This window comes from Actinomyces sp. HMSC075B09, from assembly GCF_001812395.1.
GTDB classification, from domain to species: Bacteria; Actinomycetota; Actinomycetes; order Actinomycetales; family Actinomycetaceae; genus Gleimia; species Gleimia europaea.
The window spans coordinates 99266-114767 of the sequence record NZ_KV808735.1 but is presented as its reverse complement, the minus strand read 5'-3'; the positions used below and the strand labels follow the sequence as shown (position 1 = coordinate 114767).

The 15502-nt window shown below is 53.2% G+C and carries 16 protein-coding genes and 3 pseudogenes; 6 read left to right on the top strand and 13 right to left on the bottom strand.

Going from position 1 to position 15502, the window contains the following annotated elements; translation table 11 throughout:
* Positions 1 to 85: 85 nt before the first annotated feature.
* From HMPREF2854_RS05120 to pdxS, 7 genes are all read right to left on the bottom strand, one after another.
* Positions 86 to 1060 carry an aldo/keto reductase gene (locus HMPREF2854_RS05120; protein ID WP_222563168.1) on the bottom strand — a complete coding sequence of 325 codons (975 nt, stop codon included), beginning with the start codon at positions 1058 to 1060 and terminating at the stop codon, positions 86 to 88.
* A gap of 67 nt (positions 1061 to 1127) precedes the next feature.
* Complete coding sequence (locus HMPREF2854_RS05115; protein WP_070619968.1) at positions 1128 to 1361, bottom strand: TM2 domain-containing protein; 234 nt, start codon at positions 1359 to 1361, stop codon at positions 1128 to 1130.
* Positions 1362 to 1394: 33 nt separating this feature from the next.
* Positions 1395 to 1550, bottom strand: coding sequence for a hypothetical protein (locus tag HMPREF2854_RS08745; protein WP_186822489.1), 156 nt, complete (start codon positions 1548 to 1550; stop codon positions 1395 to 1397).
* Positions 1551 to 1642: 92 nt separating this feature from the next.
* The gene (locus HMPREF2854_RS05110) at positions 1643 to 4027 is read right to left on the bottom strand and encodes a Cna B-type domain-containing protein (protein ID WP_148130902.1); all 2385 of its coding nucleotides are present in this window, start codon (positions 4025 to 4027) and stop codon (positions 1643 to 1645) included.
* A gap of 93 nt (positions 4028 to 4120) precedes the next feature.
* Positions 4121 to 4441: a branched-chain amino acid transporter permease gene (locus tag HMPREF2854_RS05105; RefSeq protein WP_070619961.1), complete on the bottom strand. Its 321-nt coding sequence runs from the start codon at positions 4439 to 4441 to the stop codon at positions 4121 to 4123.
* Positions 4438 to 5157 carry an AzlC family ABC transporter permease gene (locus tag HMPREF2854_RS05100; RefSeq protein ID WP_083309403.1) on the bottom strand — a complete coding sequence of 240 codons (720 nt, stop codon included), beginning with the start codon at positions 5155 to 5157 and terminating at the stop codon, positions 4438 to 4440. The genes HMPREF2854_RS05105 and HMPREF2854_RS05100 overlap by 4 nt, the downstream gene beginning before the upstream one ends.
* A gap of 217 nt (positions 5158 to 5374) precedes the next feature.
* Positions 5375 to 6256: a pyridoxal 5'-phosphate synthase lyase subunit PdxS gene (gene pdxS, locus HMPREF2854_RS05095; protein ID WP_070619955.1), complete on the bottom strand. Its 882-nt coding sequence runs from the start codon at positions 6254 to 6256 to the stop codon at positions 5375 to 5377.
* Positions 6257 to 6345: 89 nt separating this feature from the next.
* On the opposite strand from pdxS, the gene HMPREF2854_RS05090 reads away from it, so the two are divergent.
* The 3 genes from HMPREF2854_RS05090 (at position 6346) to HMPREF2854_RS05080 (ending at position 9453) form a co-directional block, all read left to right on the top strand.
* Positions 6346 to 7701 (top strand): aminotransferase-like domain-containing protein, encoded by a 1356-nt coding sequence (locus HMPREF2854_RS05090; RefSeq protein ID WP_070619953.1) that lies wholly within the window; start codon positions 6346 to 6348, stop codon positions 7699 to 7701.
* 163 nt (positions 7702 to 7864) lie between these two features.
* Positions 7865 to 8317, top strand: coding sequence for an MDR/zinc-dependent alcohol dehydrogenase-like family protein (locus tag HMPREF2854_RS05085; RefSeq protein ID WP_070619950.1), 453 nt, complete (start codon positions 7865 to 7867; stop codon positions 8315 to 8317).
* 101 nt (positions 8318 to 8418) lie between these two features.
* Positions 8419 to 9453 (top strand): YeiH family protein, encoded by a 1035-nt coding sequence (locus tag HMPREF2854_RS05080; RefSeq protein ID WP_070620360.1) that lies wholly within the window; start codon positions 8419 to 8421, stop codon positions 9451 to 9453.
* A gap of 212 nt (positions 9454 to 9665) precedes the next feature.
* Here the strand turns inward: HMPREF2854_RS05080 and HMPREF2854_RS05075 are convergent, their stop codons facing one another.
* Positions 9666 to 10130 carry a recombinase zinc ribbon domain-containing protein gene (locus tag HMPREF2854_RS05075; RefSeq protein WP_083309402.1) on the bottom strand — a complete coding sequence of 155 codons (465 nt, stop codon included), beginning with the start codon at positions 10128 to 10130 and terminating at the stop codon, positions 9666 to 9668.
* Positions 10131 to 10237: 107 nt separating this feature from the next.
* Positions 10238 to 10498, bottom strand: coding sequence for a recombinase family protein (locus HMPREF2854_RS05070; RefSeq protein WP_070619944.1), 261 nt, complete (start codon positions 10496 to 10498; stop codon positions 10238 to 10240).
* Positions 10499 to 11147: 649 nt separating this feature from the next.
* Between HMPREF2854_RS05070 and HMPREF2854_RS05065 the strand changes: the two genes are divergently transcribed.
* A complete protein-coding gene (locus HMPREF2854_RS05065; RefSeq protein WP_227469326.1) occupies positions 11148 to 11582 on the top strand; it encodes a hypothetical protein in 435 nt (144 codons plus the stop codon).
* A gap of 408 nt (positions 11583 to 11990) precedes the next feature.
* A complete protein-coding gene (locus HMPREF2854_RS05055) occupies positions 11991 to 12443 on the top strand; it encodes a hypothetical protein (RefSeq protein WP_070619939.1) in 453 nt (150 codons plus the stop codon).
* A gap of 16 nt (positions 12444 to 12459) precedes the next feature.
* Here HMPREF2854_RS05055 and HMPREF2854_RS08740 read toward each other — a convergent pair whose 3' ends face one another.
* Entirely contained in the window at positions 12460 to 12990 is a 531-nt protein-coding gene (locus HMPREF2854_RS08740; RefSeq protein ID WP_261666666.1) for a hypothetical protein, read from the bottom strand.
* 190 nt (positions 12991 to 13180) lie between these two features.
* Positions 13181 to 13351 (bottom strand): annotated as a pseudogene (locus HMPREF2854_RS08555) (phage portal protein); the annotation flags it as partial.
* Between the two features lie 182 nt (positions 13352 to 13533).
* On the opposite strand from HMPREF2854_RS08555, the gene HMPREF2854_RS05045 reads away from it, so the two are divergent.
* Positions 13534 to 14184 (top strand): hypothetical protein, encoded by a 651-nt coding sequence (locus HMPREF2854_RS05045; RefSeq protein WP_070619934.1) that lies wholly within the window; start codon positions 13534 to 13536, stop codon positions 14182 to 14184.
* A 63-nt stretch (positions 14185 to 14247) separates the two neighbouring features.
* Here the strand turns inward: HMPREF2854_RS05045 and HMPREF2854_RS05040 are convergent.
* Together HMPREF2854_RS05040 and HMPREF2854_RS05035 are read right to left on the bottom strand one after the other, a co-directional pair.
* Positions 14248 to 15251 (bottom strand): annotated as a pseudogene (locus tag HMPREF2854_RS05040) (terminase TerL endonuclease subunit); the annotation flags it as partial.
* Positions 15252 to 15259: 8 nt separating this feature from the next.
* Positions 15260 to 15502: pseudogene (locus tag HMPREF2854_RS05035) on the bottom strand (DUF4406 domain-containing protein); the annotation flags it as partial.

The following is a 15502-nucleotide window of genomic DNA, read 5'->3' as shown; positions in this document are numbered from 1 at the left end:
GCCTAACTTTAGCGGGTAGGTGATCGCACCAATTAGTAGCGGCCGTGAACTATGTGGATCACGGCCGCTACAGTTGCCACTGCGTTTATGCGAAAAGATGGTCTAGTTTGCTCTTGAGCTCTGGGGTGAGACGCTCCAGAGCCGTTAGTGCACCAAGGTTTTCCGCAAGCTGTTTCGCGGACGAGGCTCCAAGGATAACCGTCGAAACATGCGGGTTAGCGGCAACCCAGGCCAGTGCAAGTTGCGCTGGAGAAACCTCAAGTTCCTTCGCCATAGCTACCAGAGCGCGAACACCCTTTTCATGCTTGCGGGCCTCCTCTGCGATCGATTCGCGCCCCTTCAACGTGGCTCGTGACCCTTCGGGAACACCGTCAAGGTACTTACCGGTCAAAATTCCTGAGGCGAGCGGGCTCCAGGTAGTTAGGCCCAGGCCGATATCCTCATATAGGCGGGCAAACTCGCTTTCCACCTTGTGCCTATGGACCAGGTTGTATTGCGGCTGCTCCATGACGGGTTTACGCAAGTTCCTGCGGTCAGCAATTTCGTAGGCCGCGCGAATCTCATCGGCAGACCATTCAGAAGTGCCCCAGTAGAGGGCCTTGCCCTGGCTGATCATGTCTGAAAATGCGTACACAGTTTCTTCAATGGGCGTGTTCGGATCGGGCCTGTGTGCGTAAACGAGGTCCACATAGTCCAAACCAAGACGCTCTAAGGAACCATCGATAGCCTGCATCAAGTACTTACGGTTAAGCGTGTTCTTCATGTTCACCATGTCGTGAATTCCCCAGAACAGCTTTGTGGAGATGATGTACTCGTGGCGCTTCCAACCGAGCTCGCGGATAGCCTGGCCCATGATTTCTTCAGATTTACCAAACGCATAGGATTCCGCGTTGTCAAAGAAGTTTACGCCAGCTTCTGCGGCGATCTGAAGCTGCTCTTTGGCAATACCCGTGTCTACTTGACTTCCAAACGTAACCCAGGAGCCGAAGCTGAACTGGGAAACCTGTAATCCCGAGGATCCTAAACGGTTGTACGGCATTGAAGGCAAAGATGTGTTCATACAGCCAATATAACGCGTAAAAGACGGGGGCGCGCCAGCTGCACGCCCCCGTCTTTTGAGGTTTCTGTTAGCGGATGTACGCCCCCGTGGGATCAAAAACGATCTCTTCGGAGGTGCCGAATGCCTCCCCGTAGGCCTTGACTGCGGCAATAATCCAATCCACCAGGCCCCAGATGCCAAGCGTCAACCAGTTGCAGAAGAACTTGGCTAGGCCGAGCCCCACCTGTCCACGCATAAAGCGATCAACACCAAACCCGCCCAGGAGGAATGCTCCAAGCCAAACGAAGAGATGCTTGTTCACGCGCTTGTACCCAGCAGCCTCGTATGGATCGGCTTACATGCCCGAATATGATCCATAGTTTTGCTGGCCCGAATACTGGCCCCCGGGTTGCTGCGAATATGAAGCAGGCGGCGCCTGGTACTGGTTAGCGTAGGAGTTATCGCCAGAGCCGGGAACCTGACCCTGATTGTTGTTTTCTGGATAGCTCATAGTAAGCCCCCTCGTAGATTCTGTTGCAACCAAGATACAACACTCGAACTATTTCCTCGGCACATGTGGCACGAGAGCACAGATTCTAAAGATTAGTTTCGCTTCCTATTTTGTACAGCAACAATCAGCAAGAACGCGCCTGCCAAAGCGAAGCCTCCTGCCCAACCACTCCAAGTCGAGACACTAACACCCGTCTTCGGTAGTCTTGGTGCAGTTGTGGGTTCGGTTGTTGTGCCGCTCGTGGGCCCAGTTGAGGGCTCGGTAGTAGCCGGTACAGTGGTCGGTTCCGTGGTGGTCGGCTCGGTTGGAGGCTCATATGTATTTGTTACAACGTAGCCTTTTTCTGCACTGCCCGAGATCAACGAAACATAACCGTTAGCAACGCCAATTTCAGCGACTGAATAGTTGATCTTCTTATCGTCTCTATATTCCGGAAGATTCGTGAACAAGCCCGTCCAACCAGTGCTTTCATCCAGCACTATTTGCTTCCCAGTTTCGGCTCCATCAGCCAAAAGTTTAACGGTAACAGAATCGGGACGAACTCCCGCCGTATTCTCGTTATCCTCCCACTTCTTCGAAACCGCAATGTCAGTAAAGGTCAGAGTATTTACCAATGTGAAGCTATACTCAGAATTTTTCTTCACCTGTGAGGAGTAGACACCAGCTGGATACTCTTCGATGCTGTAAACGATTTCTTGCCCGTCGTGCGTTTTTGGCAGGTTCGAGAAAGTGGTTTTCCAGTCTGTGTCGGCACCAATTCTCCTGGTTTCGACAACGCCACTGATATCGCCCACTGTCGCAGTCAAGCGGACCGTGACTGTCTCTGGACGTAGCTTCTCAGCATTGTCTTGATCTACCCACTGCTTCTCTACGCTAACTTCAACGAGCTCTTCGGAGGTACCAAAGATCACGCTTCCGTTGGACCCGATACCGCCGCCACGCGTTGCGGAATAGTTATCGGCAATGATTACCTTGGCAAGCTTGCCTGTCAGATCATTCGCGGCTGAATCCGTGTGCAAGGGAAGTTCCTGGTTGTCTTCTAGCGTTCCCTTGTAGCTCTCCTTTGGCAACAAAGTTCCATCGGCAAGTTTCCAATCGTACGGGACACCCCCAAGCATGCGTTCAGCTAAGTCGTAATCTGGGCGTCCCGAATGCAATCCGTATTTCTGGCTCGCCAACAGGTAAAGCTCTCGACCTTTTTCACTTTGGTCAGTTCGAGCGTTTCCTTTCATACCAACGCCATCGGTTACGTTGATAGTCGTCTTCGAAATCGGACAGGCAGCGTAACCGGCACCTTCCTGAACCGACTGGTTATCACTTATCAAGACATTCTTGATGTACAGCTCGCCGTTCGCGCCATTGGCGCCGTATAGATCGTTTGCTCCATTAACGTAAATTCCGCCGCCACCAAAAAGAAAATTGGTTTTTCCCTTTCCAAGCATGCGGTTTCCAGTTATACGTCCAGCGTTCAAGTATCCCTTCGAGGCACCGCCGCTAAAGTACTTCGCTTGAATAAACAGGCCCCCGCCGGTTGCTTCCGAGGTGTTATCTTTGATCTCACCGCCATCCATCTGGAAAATGTTGCTAGGTCCCCATTGTCTTGAGCCTGCACTAATGCCGCCGCCGACCTCGTCCGAATGGTTACTCTGAATGAGAGCAGATCCCGACATTCTTACGGTCGAACCTTTATCAGCGCAGATTCCACCACCCGCGGAATGAACTCCAGCTTCATCTGTAACCCTACGGGCCGTATTGCGTTGTATTACACCGCCCGAGAGCTCCATAGTCGCATTCAACAGGTAAATACCACCACCATTTACGGCTAGGTTGTCTTCAATGACGCCGCCCGTCATCTTGATAGCGCCTCCGTAAGAGAAGATGGCGCCGCCTCTATCGTTGCTTGAACTGACGTTAAGCTTGTTATTTCTCAGGACAGCACCATCTCCAATTTGGAGGGTGGCTCCTGACTCGACATTGATAAGCGATTTTTCAATAGCAGAATTGACGTCAGAATTACCGTCAATAACTATGTCCGTGAGCGACGCGGTGTCGCCTCGCGAGATTGTGAAAAGATAACCATTGAATCCGTCGGCGCGCACTACCTTCACCGGGCTGCCAACGAGGTCAATATCACCAGAAACTGGAGTTGTTCCAACCACTACGATCTTGTCGAGATCCGGATTGCTTTGCACTAAAGCCTTAGCTTTAGAAAATGTCTTGACTGCACTACCAGGGGTCTTGCCGTCGTTGTCGTCGTTTCCTCCACTACCGTCCAGGTATACGGCTGTCTGGCTATCTGCTTCGTCATTTGGCGTCGCATCCTGTGGTTCCGCATTGGTATCAGGTGATGAAGAAGAAAGCTCTTCCGGCGAGGGTTCTGCCATTGCAGCTGGCATCGCGTATGCAAACAGCAGCGCCACTATAACCAATATTGAGCTGAGCAAAGTCAGCCTTACGCTCTTAATGTGTCGTCTCACGAGACCTCTCCAAATTCAAATGCGCGGGAATTAGGTCCTAGATTACGCGTATTTTGGCTACTTTAAAAGCGGCGAGTACGCAAGAATCAGAGTTTAACCAACCAGTGCAAGAACAAATGCGAAGGCTCCCGTGCCTGCCAGCAGAGACCACAGCACCTTGCGGAAAGCCAGGTGCACAGCAAGCGTGGCGATTACCCCTGCGGCTGGTGGCATCCAGGATTCCGCACTGGAAAACGAGGTTCCTTGAAGAGTGAAAATCACCAGGACAAGCATGACCCCTGCCGGCATGGCTGCACCAAGGTACGCAAGTGTTTCGGAATCACGCACGCGAGATAAGAACACGAATGGCGCCGCGCGTAGCGAAAACGTTATGACAAAGACTGTGGCGATAACGCCGACGATGTATCCGGTCATGGCATACCATCCCTTCTGGCTCTGTCTAACGCGGGGATAACCGGATGTAAACGTGAGGCGATGAGCAAAGCAGCTGTAAGCGCGGCCAAAGAAAAGGGCAGATAAATCGAGTCTGGTAGCACTAGCATGCCCACACCGATCGCTGCGGCAAGCGCAAGATCAAAGCGCGCCCGGTTCGCGAGGTATGCCTCCAACATCAGCACGATGAAAAGCGACGTCAGCACGAAGTTAAGAATGCGCCCGTCAATCGGAACAGCAAGCCCAATTAGCGCGCCGAGCGTACACCCTAAAGTCCAGGTGGCGTGCGCGAAAACCTGCGTCCACAGCACCCTCTCCCCCGTTAGCTCAGACTTTGGTTTCGAAGCGATGACCGCATAGACCTCATCGGTGAGCGCGTGGATCGAGTAGACTTTCGCCACCTTGTTCTTCACGAGATCAAGCGGGAAGCTAATCCCGTAAAAGACGTGCCGAAATTGAATGAGAAGGGTAGCAAGCGCGATCGCTGCGAGCGGCTCGCGTGCCACGATCATGGGCACGATGAGGTATTGCATCGAACCGGCATACATGAACAACGAGAAGATGGGCGCCCACCACCAGTCCAAGCCCGCACCCGTAAGCGTCATCCCCATTCCCATACCCAGAGGAACATAGCCCAGGGCCACGGGAAGGACGTCTCGGGCTCCTAAAGACAGTGGAGAGTGTACGGTTGTGGACATATAAAAAACCTATGGCGGCTCCAGCAGCCAGACAAAATCAGTCCAGCACGTGGGCAACGCTGCCATGAAACTACTCACACACCCTTGGAGGGCGCGGCCCCACACCCATTAAACAGTCAGAGCAAAAGCGTGGGGACCAGTTCGATTACGAACCAGTCCCCACGCTACTCAACCCTCAACAATGGGCAATCAAGTTTTGGCTATCAGGCCTACCGCGTTACCAGCCGCGCTCGGCAAGACGGTGCGGCGCCGGCAAGTCAGCCACATTGATCCCAACCATGGCCTCACCCAAACCGCGCGAAACATCGGCAATAACCTTCGGGTCATCGTAGGAGGCGGTGGCCTTGACAATAGCTGCGGCCCGCGCCTTCGGATCACCAGACTTAAAAATGCCCGAGCCCACAAACACACCATCAGCGCCCAGCTGCATCATCATCGCAGCATCTGCCGGAGTAGCCACGCCACCTGCCACGAAAAGTGGAACGGGAAGCTTACCCTCGCGAGCCACCTGAGCCACTAGGTCATATGGAGCAGCAAGTTCCTTGGCCGCCACGTACAGCTCATCCTCGGTGAGGTTCACCAGCGCTGCAATCTCCTGCTTGATCTTCCGAATGTGCTTGGTGGCCTCCGAAACATCACCGGTGCCGGCCTCACCCTTTGAACGAATCATCGCAGCGCCCTCATTGATACGACGCAAGGCTTCACCAAGGTTCGTTGCGCCGCACACGAAAGGAACGGAGTATTCTCGCTTGCTGATGTGGTTCACGTAGTCGGCTGGCGAAAGCACCTCGGACTCATCCACCCAATCAATGCCGAGTGCTTGAAGCACTTGCGCTTCCACGAAATGGCCGATGCGCGCTTTAGCCATGACGGGAATCGACACGGCATTCATAATCCCCTCGATAAGATCAGGGTCTGACATACGCGCAACACCGCCTTCGGCGCGAATATCTGCGGGAACGCGTTCAAGTGCCATCACAGCTACAGCGCCAGCATCTTCAGCAATCTTGGCCTGTTCGGCGGTTACGACGTCCATAATGACGCCGCCCTTCAGACCGTCAGCGAGCACGAGCTTTTCTGGTTCAATCATGTAACTCATGATTCCTATTCTCGCCCACCTGTGGACTAATATTAATACCAGTTTTGAAATACTTTTTTAGACCACCTGCGAATATGTAGGAGGATTCCGTGCCCTCAATCCCTGCTTCCATCGTTGCAGATATTCGCAAACGCTTGGAGGACGGCTCGCTTGCACCCGGTGATCGGCTTCCCTCAACGCGCGCGTTAGCTGACGAACTCGGGGTGTCGCGGGGCTCGGTTGTTAGTGCGTACGAGCAACTTTCTGGCGAGGGCATCTTGCTATCCACGCGTTCGGGCAGTCGCATTCACCCGGACCTTGTAGTCACTTTGCCTACGAGGCATTTGCGACTATCTGAGGACGGTGCTACGCCGGTTGTGCCGGCCCCGAGTTTGCTTCGGCCCGGCGCTCCTTTGGAAGCTCTCACTACTTCCGCTTGGCGCGGAGCCTGGCGCATGGCTGTTGCTGAGCCGCATGCGTACCCAAGCCCGGGTTCGGACCGCCTGCGTTACCTACTTGCCGAGCATTTCCGGCTCACGCGGGCCGTGTCCATCGACCCACAATCCATACTCATCACCGCCGGTGCCCGTGATGGGCTGCGCGCCACCCTTGCCGCGCTCGCAGCCATGCGTCATTCCAACCACGCTTTCCCGTTAGAGATGTGCGCGGCCACTTTGAATACACCGCTTCAAGGCAGCCGCCTCGCTGTAGAAAATCCAGGGTTCGGTTCTCTTCGCGCAGTGCCAGCTTCGATCGGCTGGGAAACCACGTTTCTACCAGCCAGTGGCGAAAACAACTTAACCGCAGGGTTGCGCAACCTGTCCCCCGATGCTGTTCTCACTACCCCTAATCACCAATTTCCATACGGTTTACAAATGCCAGCCAAGAGGCGGCGCGAGCTAGTGGAGTGGCGCCGCGCCACCCCGGGGGCGTTTCTCATTGAGGACGACTACGACTCTGAGCTACGCGCCACTCACCCCGCCCTCGTGGCGCTAGATCCTGCTGGAACGGTGTTGCTTGGCTCATTTGCGAAAACGCTCACTCCTGCCTTGGGGCTGGGATACACCATCGTGCCTGAAGCGCTGCGAGAGGGCATCGCGGCCCGCCTCACCCCCGTTTGTGGAATCGCACAAGATGCGCTTGCCAACTTCCTCGCCGCTGACGGTCTGCGCCTGCACACTGCTCGCATGCGTCGCGAATACAAATTTCGCCGAGGCGTTTTTGAGCGGATTTTCCCTGAGGGCCGCACCATGGATGGAAGTCTGGGAGCCATCATCGAGGTTTCCGCCAGTATCGAAGAGCAAGTTTTGGCGGGCGCTCACGGAGCCGGACTAGCTGTAGAATCACTGGGCAAATACTGGTCGGGGCGAGCCGGAACACCGGGAATAGTTGTTGGACTAGGCGCAGGAAGTCGGGAAAAACTAACCGCGGCGCTAAGGAAGCTCCGCCAGATCGTGCCCGAGTGAACCATGCGAGTCTTTTTCTCGCAGACTTCAAAATGTACCTGGCGTACCGCCCGCGGCAATACGCGCAGAGTGGCTTTTAATCAATAATCCGACGTACCTTATGGAAAATGAGCGCGAAGCGTTAGTGGTGCCTCACGTGTTTTGAGCGCGAAATAGTTTTCGTATGAATGAGGAAGTGGCTCCGAAAATGGTGCGTATCGATGGCGAGCACTACTACAACAAGGACACCCGTGCTGAAGTGTTATCTATGAGCGCGGCAACGATAGACCGTTATTTGAAAGCCGACGTGGTTATCGTGTGTATCGGCGCCTCGGAATTAGCCCAAGATGCCTTAGTACTTGCCCGGGACGGAGGGCGAGTCAACTACTTTGCTGGATTCCCGAAAGGCTCGATGACCCAAATGGAGCCTAACCTGATTCACTGGAAAGATTTGCAGGTTGCCAGGGGATCTAATGCGCGGCGCCGGGACGTAAAAGGAGCCATCCGCGTCCTCGAATCGGGAGCGATAAATGTGGAAGAGATTGTCGCCCACACCTTCCCGCTTTCAAAAGTGCATGAAGCTTATCAGGCAGTACATGATCGGGTCGGCGTAAAAATTGCAGTAATACCCGACTAAAGTTGCAGTTCCGGTCAACCTGTGGGGAACGAGACAAACCTATCCCGCATTCTTGCTACGGAATCGCCTTAACCTTGTGATACATATGGCAAGTGGATTTTTTGAGTAGTTTCAAACGCTTGTTGCCCGGAATAGTATACGCGTGCGTAGTCGCCGGTATCGCCTGGCTGATTAATCTATTTGTTCCCCTACTGTCATCAATGCTGGTGGCGATCCTACTGGGGGTAGCAGTTCGCAACACGAAGCTAATTCCGGCTGTCTGCGAACCCGGAATCGCTTTTTCAGCGAAGACTATTTTGCGCTTCGGGGTGGTGCTGCTTGGTTTTCGTCTGTCGCTACCGGCTATTGCCGCGCTAGGTGCCGGCACGATTGTAACTATCATCTGCGCGGTGGCGGTCACTATGGTGGCGGGTTACCTGCTTACTTACTTTATGCGGGTCAGTCACGCCACCGGGATCCTCACCACTTCCGGCACCGCCATTTGCGGAGCCTCGGCCGTTGCCGGGATTTCTCCAGTGGTTTCTGCCCGCAGTCACGAGGACGCCGATGACGCGGTTGCTACCGCTATCGCTTGCGTTACCTTATTCGGGACTATCTGCCTTGTCGCTTTGCCCGCTGCCGCCCACGCATTGCACTTGTCTCCCACTCAAGCAGCTGTCTGGCTGGGGGCTTCTATTCACGAGGTCGGCCAGGTAGTAGCGGCGGCTAATATTTATGATCCGGCAATCTCTGATTTGGCTACCGCCACCAAGCTGGGACGCGTGGCCTGCCTAGCTATCGTAGTGGCAATCGTAGGAATCATTGAACGGCGAGTAGTAGAAGTACGCCACGAACAGGCAGAGAAAGCCAGCTCTGGCAAGCGCCCGCCCCTGATTCCCGGATTCGTGGTGGGATTCCTAATTGCGGTAGCATCAGCTTCAGTGTTTGCCAGTATTTCTACCGTGAACAGCGCTTTCAGCATTTTAGGCGGCACAGTAGCTACAATGCTGCTCACCGTAGCGATGGGCGCAATGGGAGCCGGGGTAAACTTGCGCAACGTAATTAAGTCCGGAGGGCGCGCCCTCGTCCTCGGAATAATCTTGACTGTCCTAATCGCCGCGGTCTCGTTGGGATCGGTACTTTTGTTAGTCGATTAGCATCCGGATGGAAACGCGTAGGTGAACGGGAGCCCTCGTTCAATACCCAATGAGTGGGAAAGATGCAAAAATTCATCGGCAATATTCAACTCTTGCCCATCACTGGCAAGAAAATCCTCCGCTCATCTCTTGCTCTGGAATTGCAAAGAACGACATCGCATTAGCCCCCGTTATCCCAATTAATGGGTGTGCTGATAAGAGGATCTCAATGTTCACTCGACTGGCAGGCCTTTGAACACAACGTTGATCTGCCCGTAGGTTTCGATCGTTACGTGGCCAACAAGGAGTGCCCATGCATCGTCGCTGTATTCCAGTGGCGGTCTCGCGTCGAGGTAGTCAGCGGTTGCGCGGACTTGGGCAAGGCGGGTCTGCTTGTCCGTGATCTCGCCACTCTCTTGGGTGACTTTGTCTCGTTCGGCTTCTAGCGGCCTTGTATCGAACACGGTTTCTTCGAGTATGCGTAGTGCACGGCGTGCACCAGCATTTCCGGTGATTCGCCTGGCCAAGGCGTCGACGAATGCGTGCTCGATGTCCGCATCGACCACGTGCGGGGTCTTACAGCCGGTTTTCTTTCCTTCGTATTTGTTGGCGCACCGCCAGATCTTTTTATCGTTGTGTGCGCCTGCATGCCAGGTTTTGCATCCGTAGTGGCCGCCGCATTGGGAGCAGATGATCATTTTGGTAAACGGGTGCGTGCGGAAAATGTAGCGGCCTTTTCTGTGGGCGATTTCTGCTTACACGCGCTCCCACACATCGGGGTGAATAATGCCCTGGTGATGGTTTGTCACGTAATACTGAGATTGTCTCCCTCGTTCTTTTTCGTTTTCTTCGTCAAGAAGTCGACGGTGAAGCTTTTCTGAATCAACGCATCACCCTTGTATTTCTCGTTGGTAAGCATTGACTTGACGGTGGGTACTGCCCAGTTTCGTTTGCCTTTCGAGGTGGGCACGCCTTCATCGGTAAGTTCCTTAGCGATCAGGGCAGGTGCCTTACCGGCAAGGAAGTCACCGTAGATACGCCGCACGATCTTAGCTTCATCTTTCACGATGGCGATCTGCCCGTCAGCATTCTTGGGGTAGCCAAGAAAGTTAGAGCACGCGCTGCTCAGTGCTAAAGACCAAGCACTGGATGGGCTAATCCATCACAGCGACCACGGATCGCAACACGTCAGCATTTGCTATACCGAGCAGCTGGCCAAGGCTGGTCTGGCAGCATCCGTTGGGACTGCCGGACACGCCCACGATAATGCGTTGGCTGAGACCGTCAATGGACTGTATAAGACTGAACTAATCTACGCCCGCCCTGCATGGCCCTCAGCTACCGAGGTGGAATTCGAAACTCTGAACTAGGTCCATTAGTGGAATACCACTCGCGTGCATGAAGCGCTGGACTACCAGACCCCGACACAGATCGAAGCCAGCTATCATATGACCCGGGCTCAAGCCCTAAGCCCCGTATAACAAGCGGAACAAAACCCAGGGCGCTTCAGGTATAGGCGCTCCCGTGCGCCTTTTCGTGACTGTCGGGTTCAACGCACCAGGCCTCGTGCCTGTATTCACGCGACATCCGCCCGATCAGCGCTATCCTTAGCAATGCAGGGAAACCCTTCTTGTAGAATGAAAACCCATTAAAGAAAACCTATTGGGGCATACAACTCCTGATGCCGTTGCCGTATCAAAATGTGTAGCGAAAAGTTGAAGGGACTGGTCATCAAAAAAATATCTGTGTTTCTTGTATCCGCTCTGGCATATTTTGTCGGCGCGTGGCTTTTCGCCGCCATCTTTCTACGGTGCAAGGATCAGGATCAGAGATTTTTTGTGGTCTTCTTATTGATGCCACTCATGTATGTGTGTTTCACGATTCTTCTTCTGCTTTTTAATAAGCATTTCATCGGTATTCAATCTGCCCGCGCGTTGCAACTTTCAGCAGGAGCCTTTATCGGACTCTCAGCTTTTCTCTTTTCACTCGATGGTGTCGGCTCGTTAGTTCATAGTGATTCTTTTTCTCAACTGCTGAGCCAGTTTTCCGTTCCCGCCATCGGCGCTCTTGTTGCTGGTGGTGTAGCGCTTGGGTTTAGCGTTTTTACCCAAGCGCCACACCAAGGAAAAGACCAAATCAATTATCGGTAGATGAATTCAGCTAGCTTTCGGCAAGCTGTCAAACGAATCTCTTCCTTGACGTATCCAGCCAGGAACCATCCTAAAACGGCGCTATCCAAGTCGGCATATTCACTTATTTTCTGATATGCCTCAGTGGAATTATTCGCCCCCAAGCTCCAGCCAATCTGCTTGAATCTGTTGGCAAGTTTGCTGGAATTGTTGTGTCGGCGGCGCCTAGCCACTACGACTGGGCGATTAAGAAGCTCCGCGTCCACAATAAAGCCAATAAAACAAATTCCTGCCTCAGGATAGCGCCCAGCGGTTTCCTATTACGTGGTAGTTTCGACAGGCATGGAGACAGTTCTAACATCGATGAGATTTCAGTCAATAGAAAAGTTGGCTTATCTCTGACTAGGTATGGCGAGGGAAGGAGCACTGATGCGTGATATCGTCAAAATCGCTCTGGTCTATGCCGTATGTGTGCTGGTATTCCAGATAGTTTTTCTTAGCGACCTGGTGTGGGTGCTGTTCCCTGCGGCAGTCATTGAACCAGTTCTCATACCTGTAGTCGCATTACTAATCACCCGGAAAATCCAGGTAGCAGACTGGCAGCTAAACTTTTTTGTTTTGCCACTCTTGCTTTACTGCTTTGGCTTGGTTGCTGACAGTATGGCATTTTGGATTTCAACTGGAGGAAGCGTGTTTGCAACCGGAAATCACATTTGGTATCAAGTAGCTCCAGATTCTCCTTCGGATGTTAAATGGTGCGGACTTTACGGAATCCCAGCTGTCATTTTCATGGCAGGATACCTGATTCGTTTAGCGATGCGAAAAAGGGTAGCCTGCCATGTTTCTGACCCTAATGATCCATCAGAAAATGAAGTTCGCTAGTTTTTCACAGGCTTTATTAATCACCTCTGAGGAATATTGAGCCAGCTAGCTTTCGCCTTAGAACCCCACCTGGAACTCCTGACATGACTGAAACGAATGCTGTCAACGCGCCTGAAGCATTTGAGGCATTAACACTGCTGGCGATCCGCTTGAATCTGTTGGCTAGTTTGCTGGAGTTGTTGTAGTACTCACGCAGTGTTGCCGACAGAAGATGGCTGTTGGAATCATTGCCGTTTTCTAGCGTGTTGGCGATGATAATGGCGTCTCCATCACAGCAGAGATCGTCGCGGTTACAGTTGTTTCCTACCGATTTCCATTTTCCTTTGTCGTTTTTCTTGTCAAGTACCAGCCCCTGCAAGCCAGGATGCTGACGGTAATCGTTACCTTGACCGACTAGAGCTGTGGTCACCTGATCCAGGTTCGCGCTGGGATTCCACTCAAGTGTTTTCTGAATATTCTCCATGGCAGTAGCTAGGTCTCCAGCCCAGCCAGTCCACGCATCAGGGATAACATTCCAGTTGGTGTATCCAAGTGTTGTTGCCGCCACGTGTTATCAATATAGCGATTCAAGGCTGCGATGATCTTCTTGCCTACAGCGTCCTTCTCGAGTACGCTCGCGTCAGCACTCCTGAAACTTTCTGCTGATACGGACCAGTTCACCGCAGATCCCCTACCACCGTCACGCAGGTAGGCTTTTGCTAAATAGTTGAGTATGCAACGCCAAGTCGGAACGGCACCTCAGCCAGAATCCGCACGCAACTGTAGACAGCGGTCATCTGCATCGCGCTGCGTTCCGTTACCGGACGACCAGAGATCGTGGCCCCGAAGAAAAAGCTATATCCAGAGCTGATCGCGTGATCGTCAGCTGAGCGCAAAGTATCGCCGCGTAACCATCCAAGAAAACACATATTCACCCCCCTAAAAAACTAGACTATGCGAATTCATCTAGTCATGATTGACATGCTGAAAGCACTGTGCTCTAATTGCTATCGGAGCGGTTCACTACATAGGTAGCTCGCCGAATCCAAAGTAAGAATTCAAATCACGTAGCGGGTATTAACTGCTACCTGAATTAAGAAAGGAGGCTGTCATGTACAGCTTCAATAATGCCGTTTACGGCTTTGAAACAGCCAAGAAAATCCTTGGCGTTGGTTCTAATACAATGAGTAAACTCATTGATCTCAATCTCATCTCGGTATTTCCAGATGGTGCGAATCAGCGAAATCAACGATATTCAGGATGGGATATCGGATACTTGTCCTCTGCTCGAAATCGCCCATTAACAGTAGAGGCTGGACAAAAAGCGCTAGTCTGCTCAATGGGGATTGAAGAACAGGAGGCTCGCCCTTCTATGTATTTCGATGCTACATGGGAACGGTGTAAAGATGTTCTCGATGAAGTTCGCCAGAACGTTTCTACTAACACGTGGGCACAGATTGTCGAAGGAACGCTTCGAGTCACTGGACATTGGCGCGTGACTCAAGAAGACACTGATTTCTTGGTCGCGAACAACTCAATAGTTGTGGCTTCCTATGCAGGCTTCATTCTGGACGGTGGGCGCATTGTGGATTGGGTGCCGAATGCTTTCAACAGCTCAGGCGGCCGATGCTTCATTGTGCGCCCCTTTAACAAGCGCGAGCGGTATCAATACGCCCACAATTTCCTACTATCGCGTCAAGGCCCAATGAATAAAGTCTGGACTTCAGGGGCACTTGACGACGAGGCTCGCGCCATAGCCTAAACAGTTCCTTTTGAAATGGCGGGTTTTGGTGGCTAGTTCAACTACCGAAACCCGCCATTCATCTCAGAACACCAGCAGTCCACGCTCGTCATACACCGAGCCACTCGTGCTGGTGCTGCCGTAGCGGATCTCCCGATCGAGGGCCATGATGGTGGCGACGACGCCATTGATCTTCTCGATGCTCTTTTGCTTGTCGGGCCTGATGTTTCCCACTGGGTCGGTGTGAACGTGAATGTTGTCCACCATCCACAAAAGCACTGGACGCCCGCCATGTGCCAGCTTGCCCTCGAGTGCGAGCCTCATGAGTTCTTTGGAAGGTGGGCTCATGCCCTTGAACCCTTGCCCGAAGGGAACGACGGTGAAACCGAGTGCTTCGAGGTTTTGGCTCATTTGGACAGCTCCCCACCGGTCGAACGCAATCTCCCTGATATCGAAGCGTTCGCCTAGCTGTTCAATGAAGGCTTCGATCACTCCGTAATGAACGACGTTGCCTTCCGTGGTTTGCAGGAAGCCTTGCTGCTGCCACAGGTCGTAGGGCACGCGGTCACGGTTAACGCGGAGTGTCAGGTTGTCTTCGGGGATCCAGAACCATGGCGCAATCACATACCGCTCGTCACCGGTTTCTGGTGAGAAGACGAGCACGAACGACGTGATATCTGTCGTCGAGGCAAGATCAAGCCCGCCGTAACAGACACGTCCTTCCGAGTCGCTCAGATCAACGGGTGCTGACTTTAGGTTCCAGATGCACGTTGGCATCCACCGCACCGACTGCTTGACCACTGGTTGAGCCGTAGCTGGCGGAAGGTGTTCTCTTCGGCCGGGTTTTGCTTCGCGCTCGTGCAGGCTTGGCGGACTTTCTCGATCGGGACAGTGGCGCCAAGAGAAAGGTTAGCCTTATGCCAGACTTTCTCGTCCGTCCAGTCATCCTCACGGTCAGCCCCGTAAATCACCGGGTACAACATCGGATCATACTTTTTGTCTGCGAGGATGTCCTCGGGTTTCTCATGCTGCTCATAACAAATGCTATGCGTGTCCGTGCTTGCAGTGGTGATGAGAAAGTACAACGTCCTGGGTGTCATAGCGCCACCTGCCCGAAATGCTCGTCGAGGTAGCGGATCGGTAGGTCATTGATGTGTGCCCACTCGATCTCGATACGCATCCCGGCAGAGACGCGCGGCGTGTAGACCCACATCGCTTCACAGTGCGAGAGCAGGATCCTGTTGAAGAACATCGCCAACTCCCGCTCATCCACGTCGGCGTCATCCATGAACTGCGGGAACAACAAATGCGGTGCCAGCGGGATCTTCTCCCCCCCCCC

Coding starts and splice junctions, on each gene's coding strand:
- HMPREF2854_RS05085 (WP_070619950.1), top strand. CDS start 7,865: ATGAATGAGGAAGTGGCTCCGAAAATGGTGCGTATCGATGGCGAGCAC.
- HMPREF2854_RS05075 (WP_083309402.1), bottom strand. CDS start 10,130: ATGATCATCTGCTCCCAATGCGGCGGCCACTACGGATGCAAAACCTGG.
- HMPREF2854_RS08745 (WP_186822489.1), bottom strand. CDS start 1,550: ATGAGCTATCCAGAAAACAACAATCAGGGTCAGGTTCCCGGCTCTGGC.
- pdxS (WP_070619955.1), bottom strand. CDS start 6,256: ATGAGTTACATGATTGAACCAGAAAAGCTCGTGCTCGCTGACGGTCTG.
- HMPREF2854_RS05100 (WP_083309403.1), bottom strand. CDS start 5,157: ATGTCCACAACCGTACACTCTCCACTGTCTTTAGGAGCCCGAGACGTC.
- HMPREF2854_RS05105 (WP_070619961.1), bottom strand. CDS start 4,441: ATGACCGGATACATCGTCGGCGTTATCGCCACAGTCTTTGTCATAACG.
- HMPREF2854_RS05045 (WP_070619934.1), top strand. CDS start 13,534: ATGTACAGCTTCAATAATGCCGTTTACGGCTTTGAAACAGCCAAGAAA.
- HMPREF2854_RS05055 (WP_070619939.1), top strand. CDS start 11,991: ATGCGTGATATCGTCAAAATCGCTCTGGTCTATGCCGTATGTGTGCTG.
- HMPREF2854_RS05120 (WP_222563168.1), bottom strand. CDS start 1,060: ATGAACACATCTTTGCCTTCAATGCCGTACAACCGTTTAGGATCCTCG.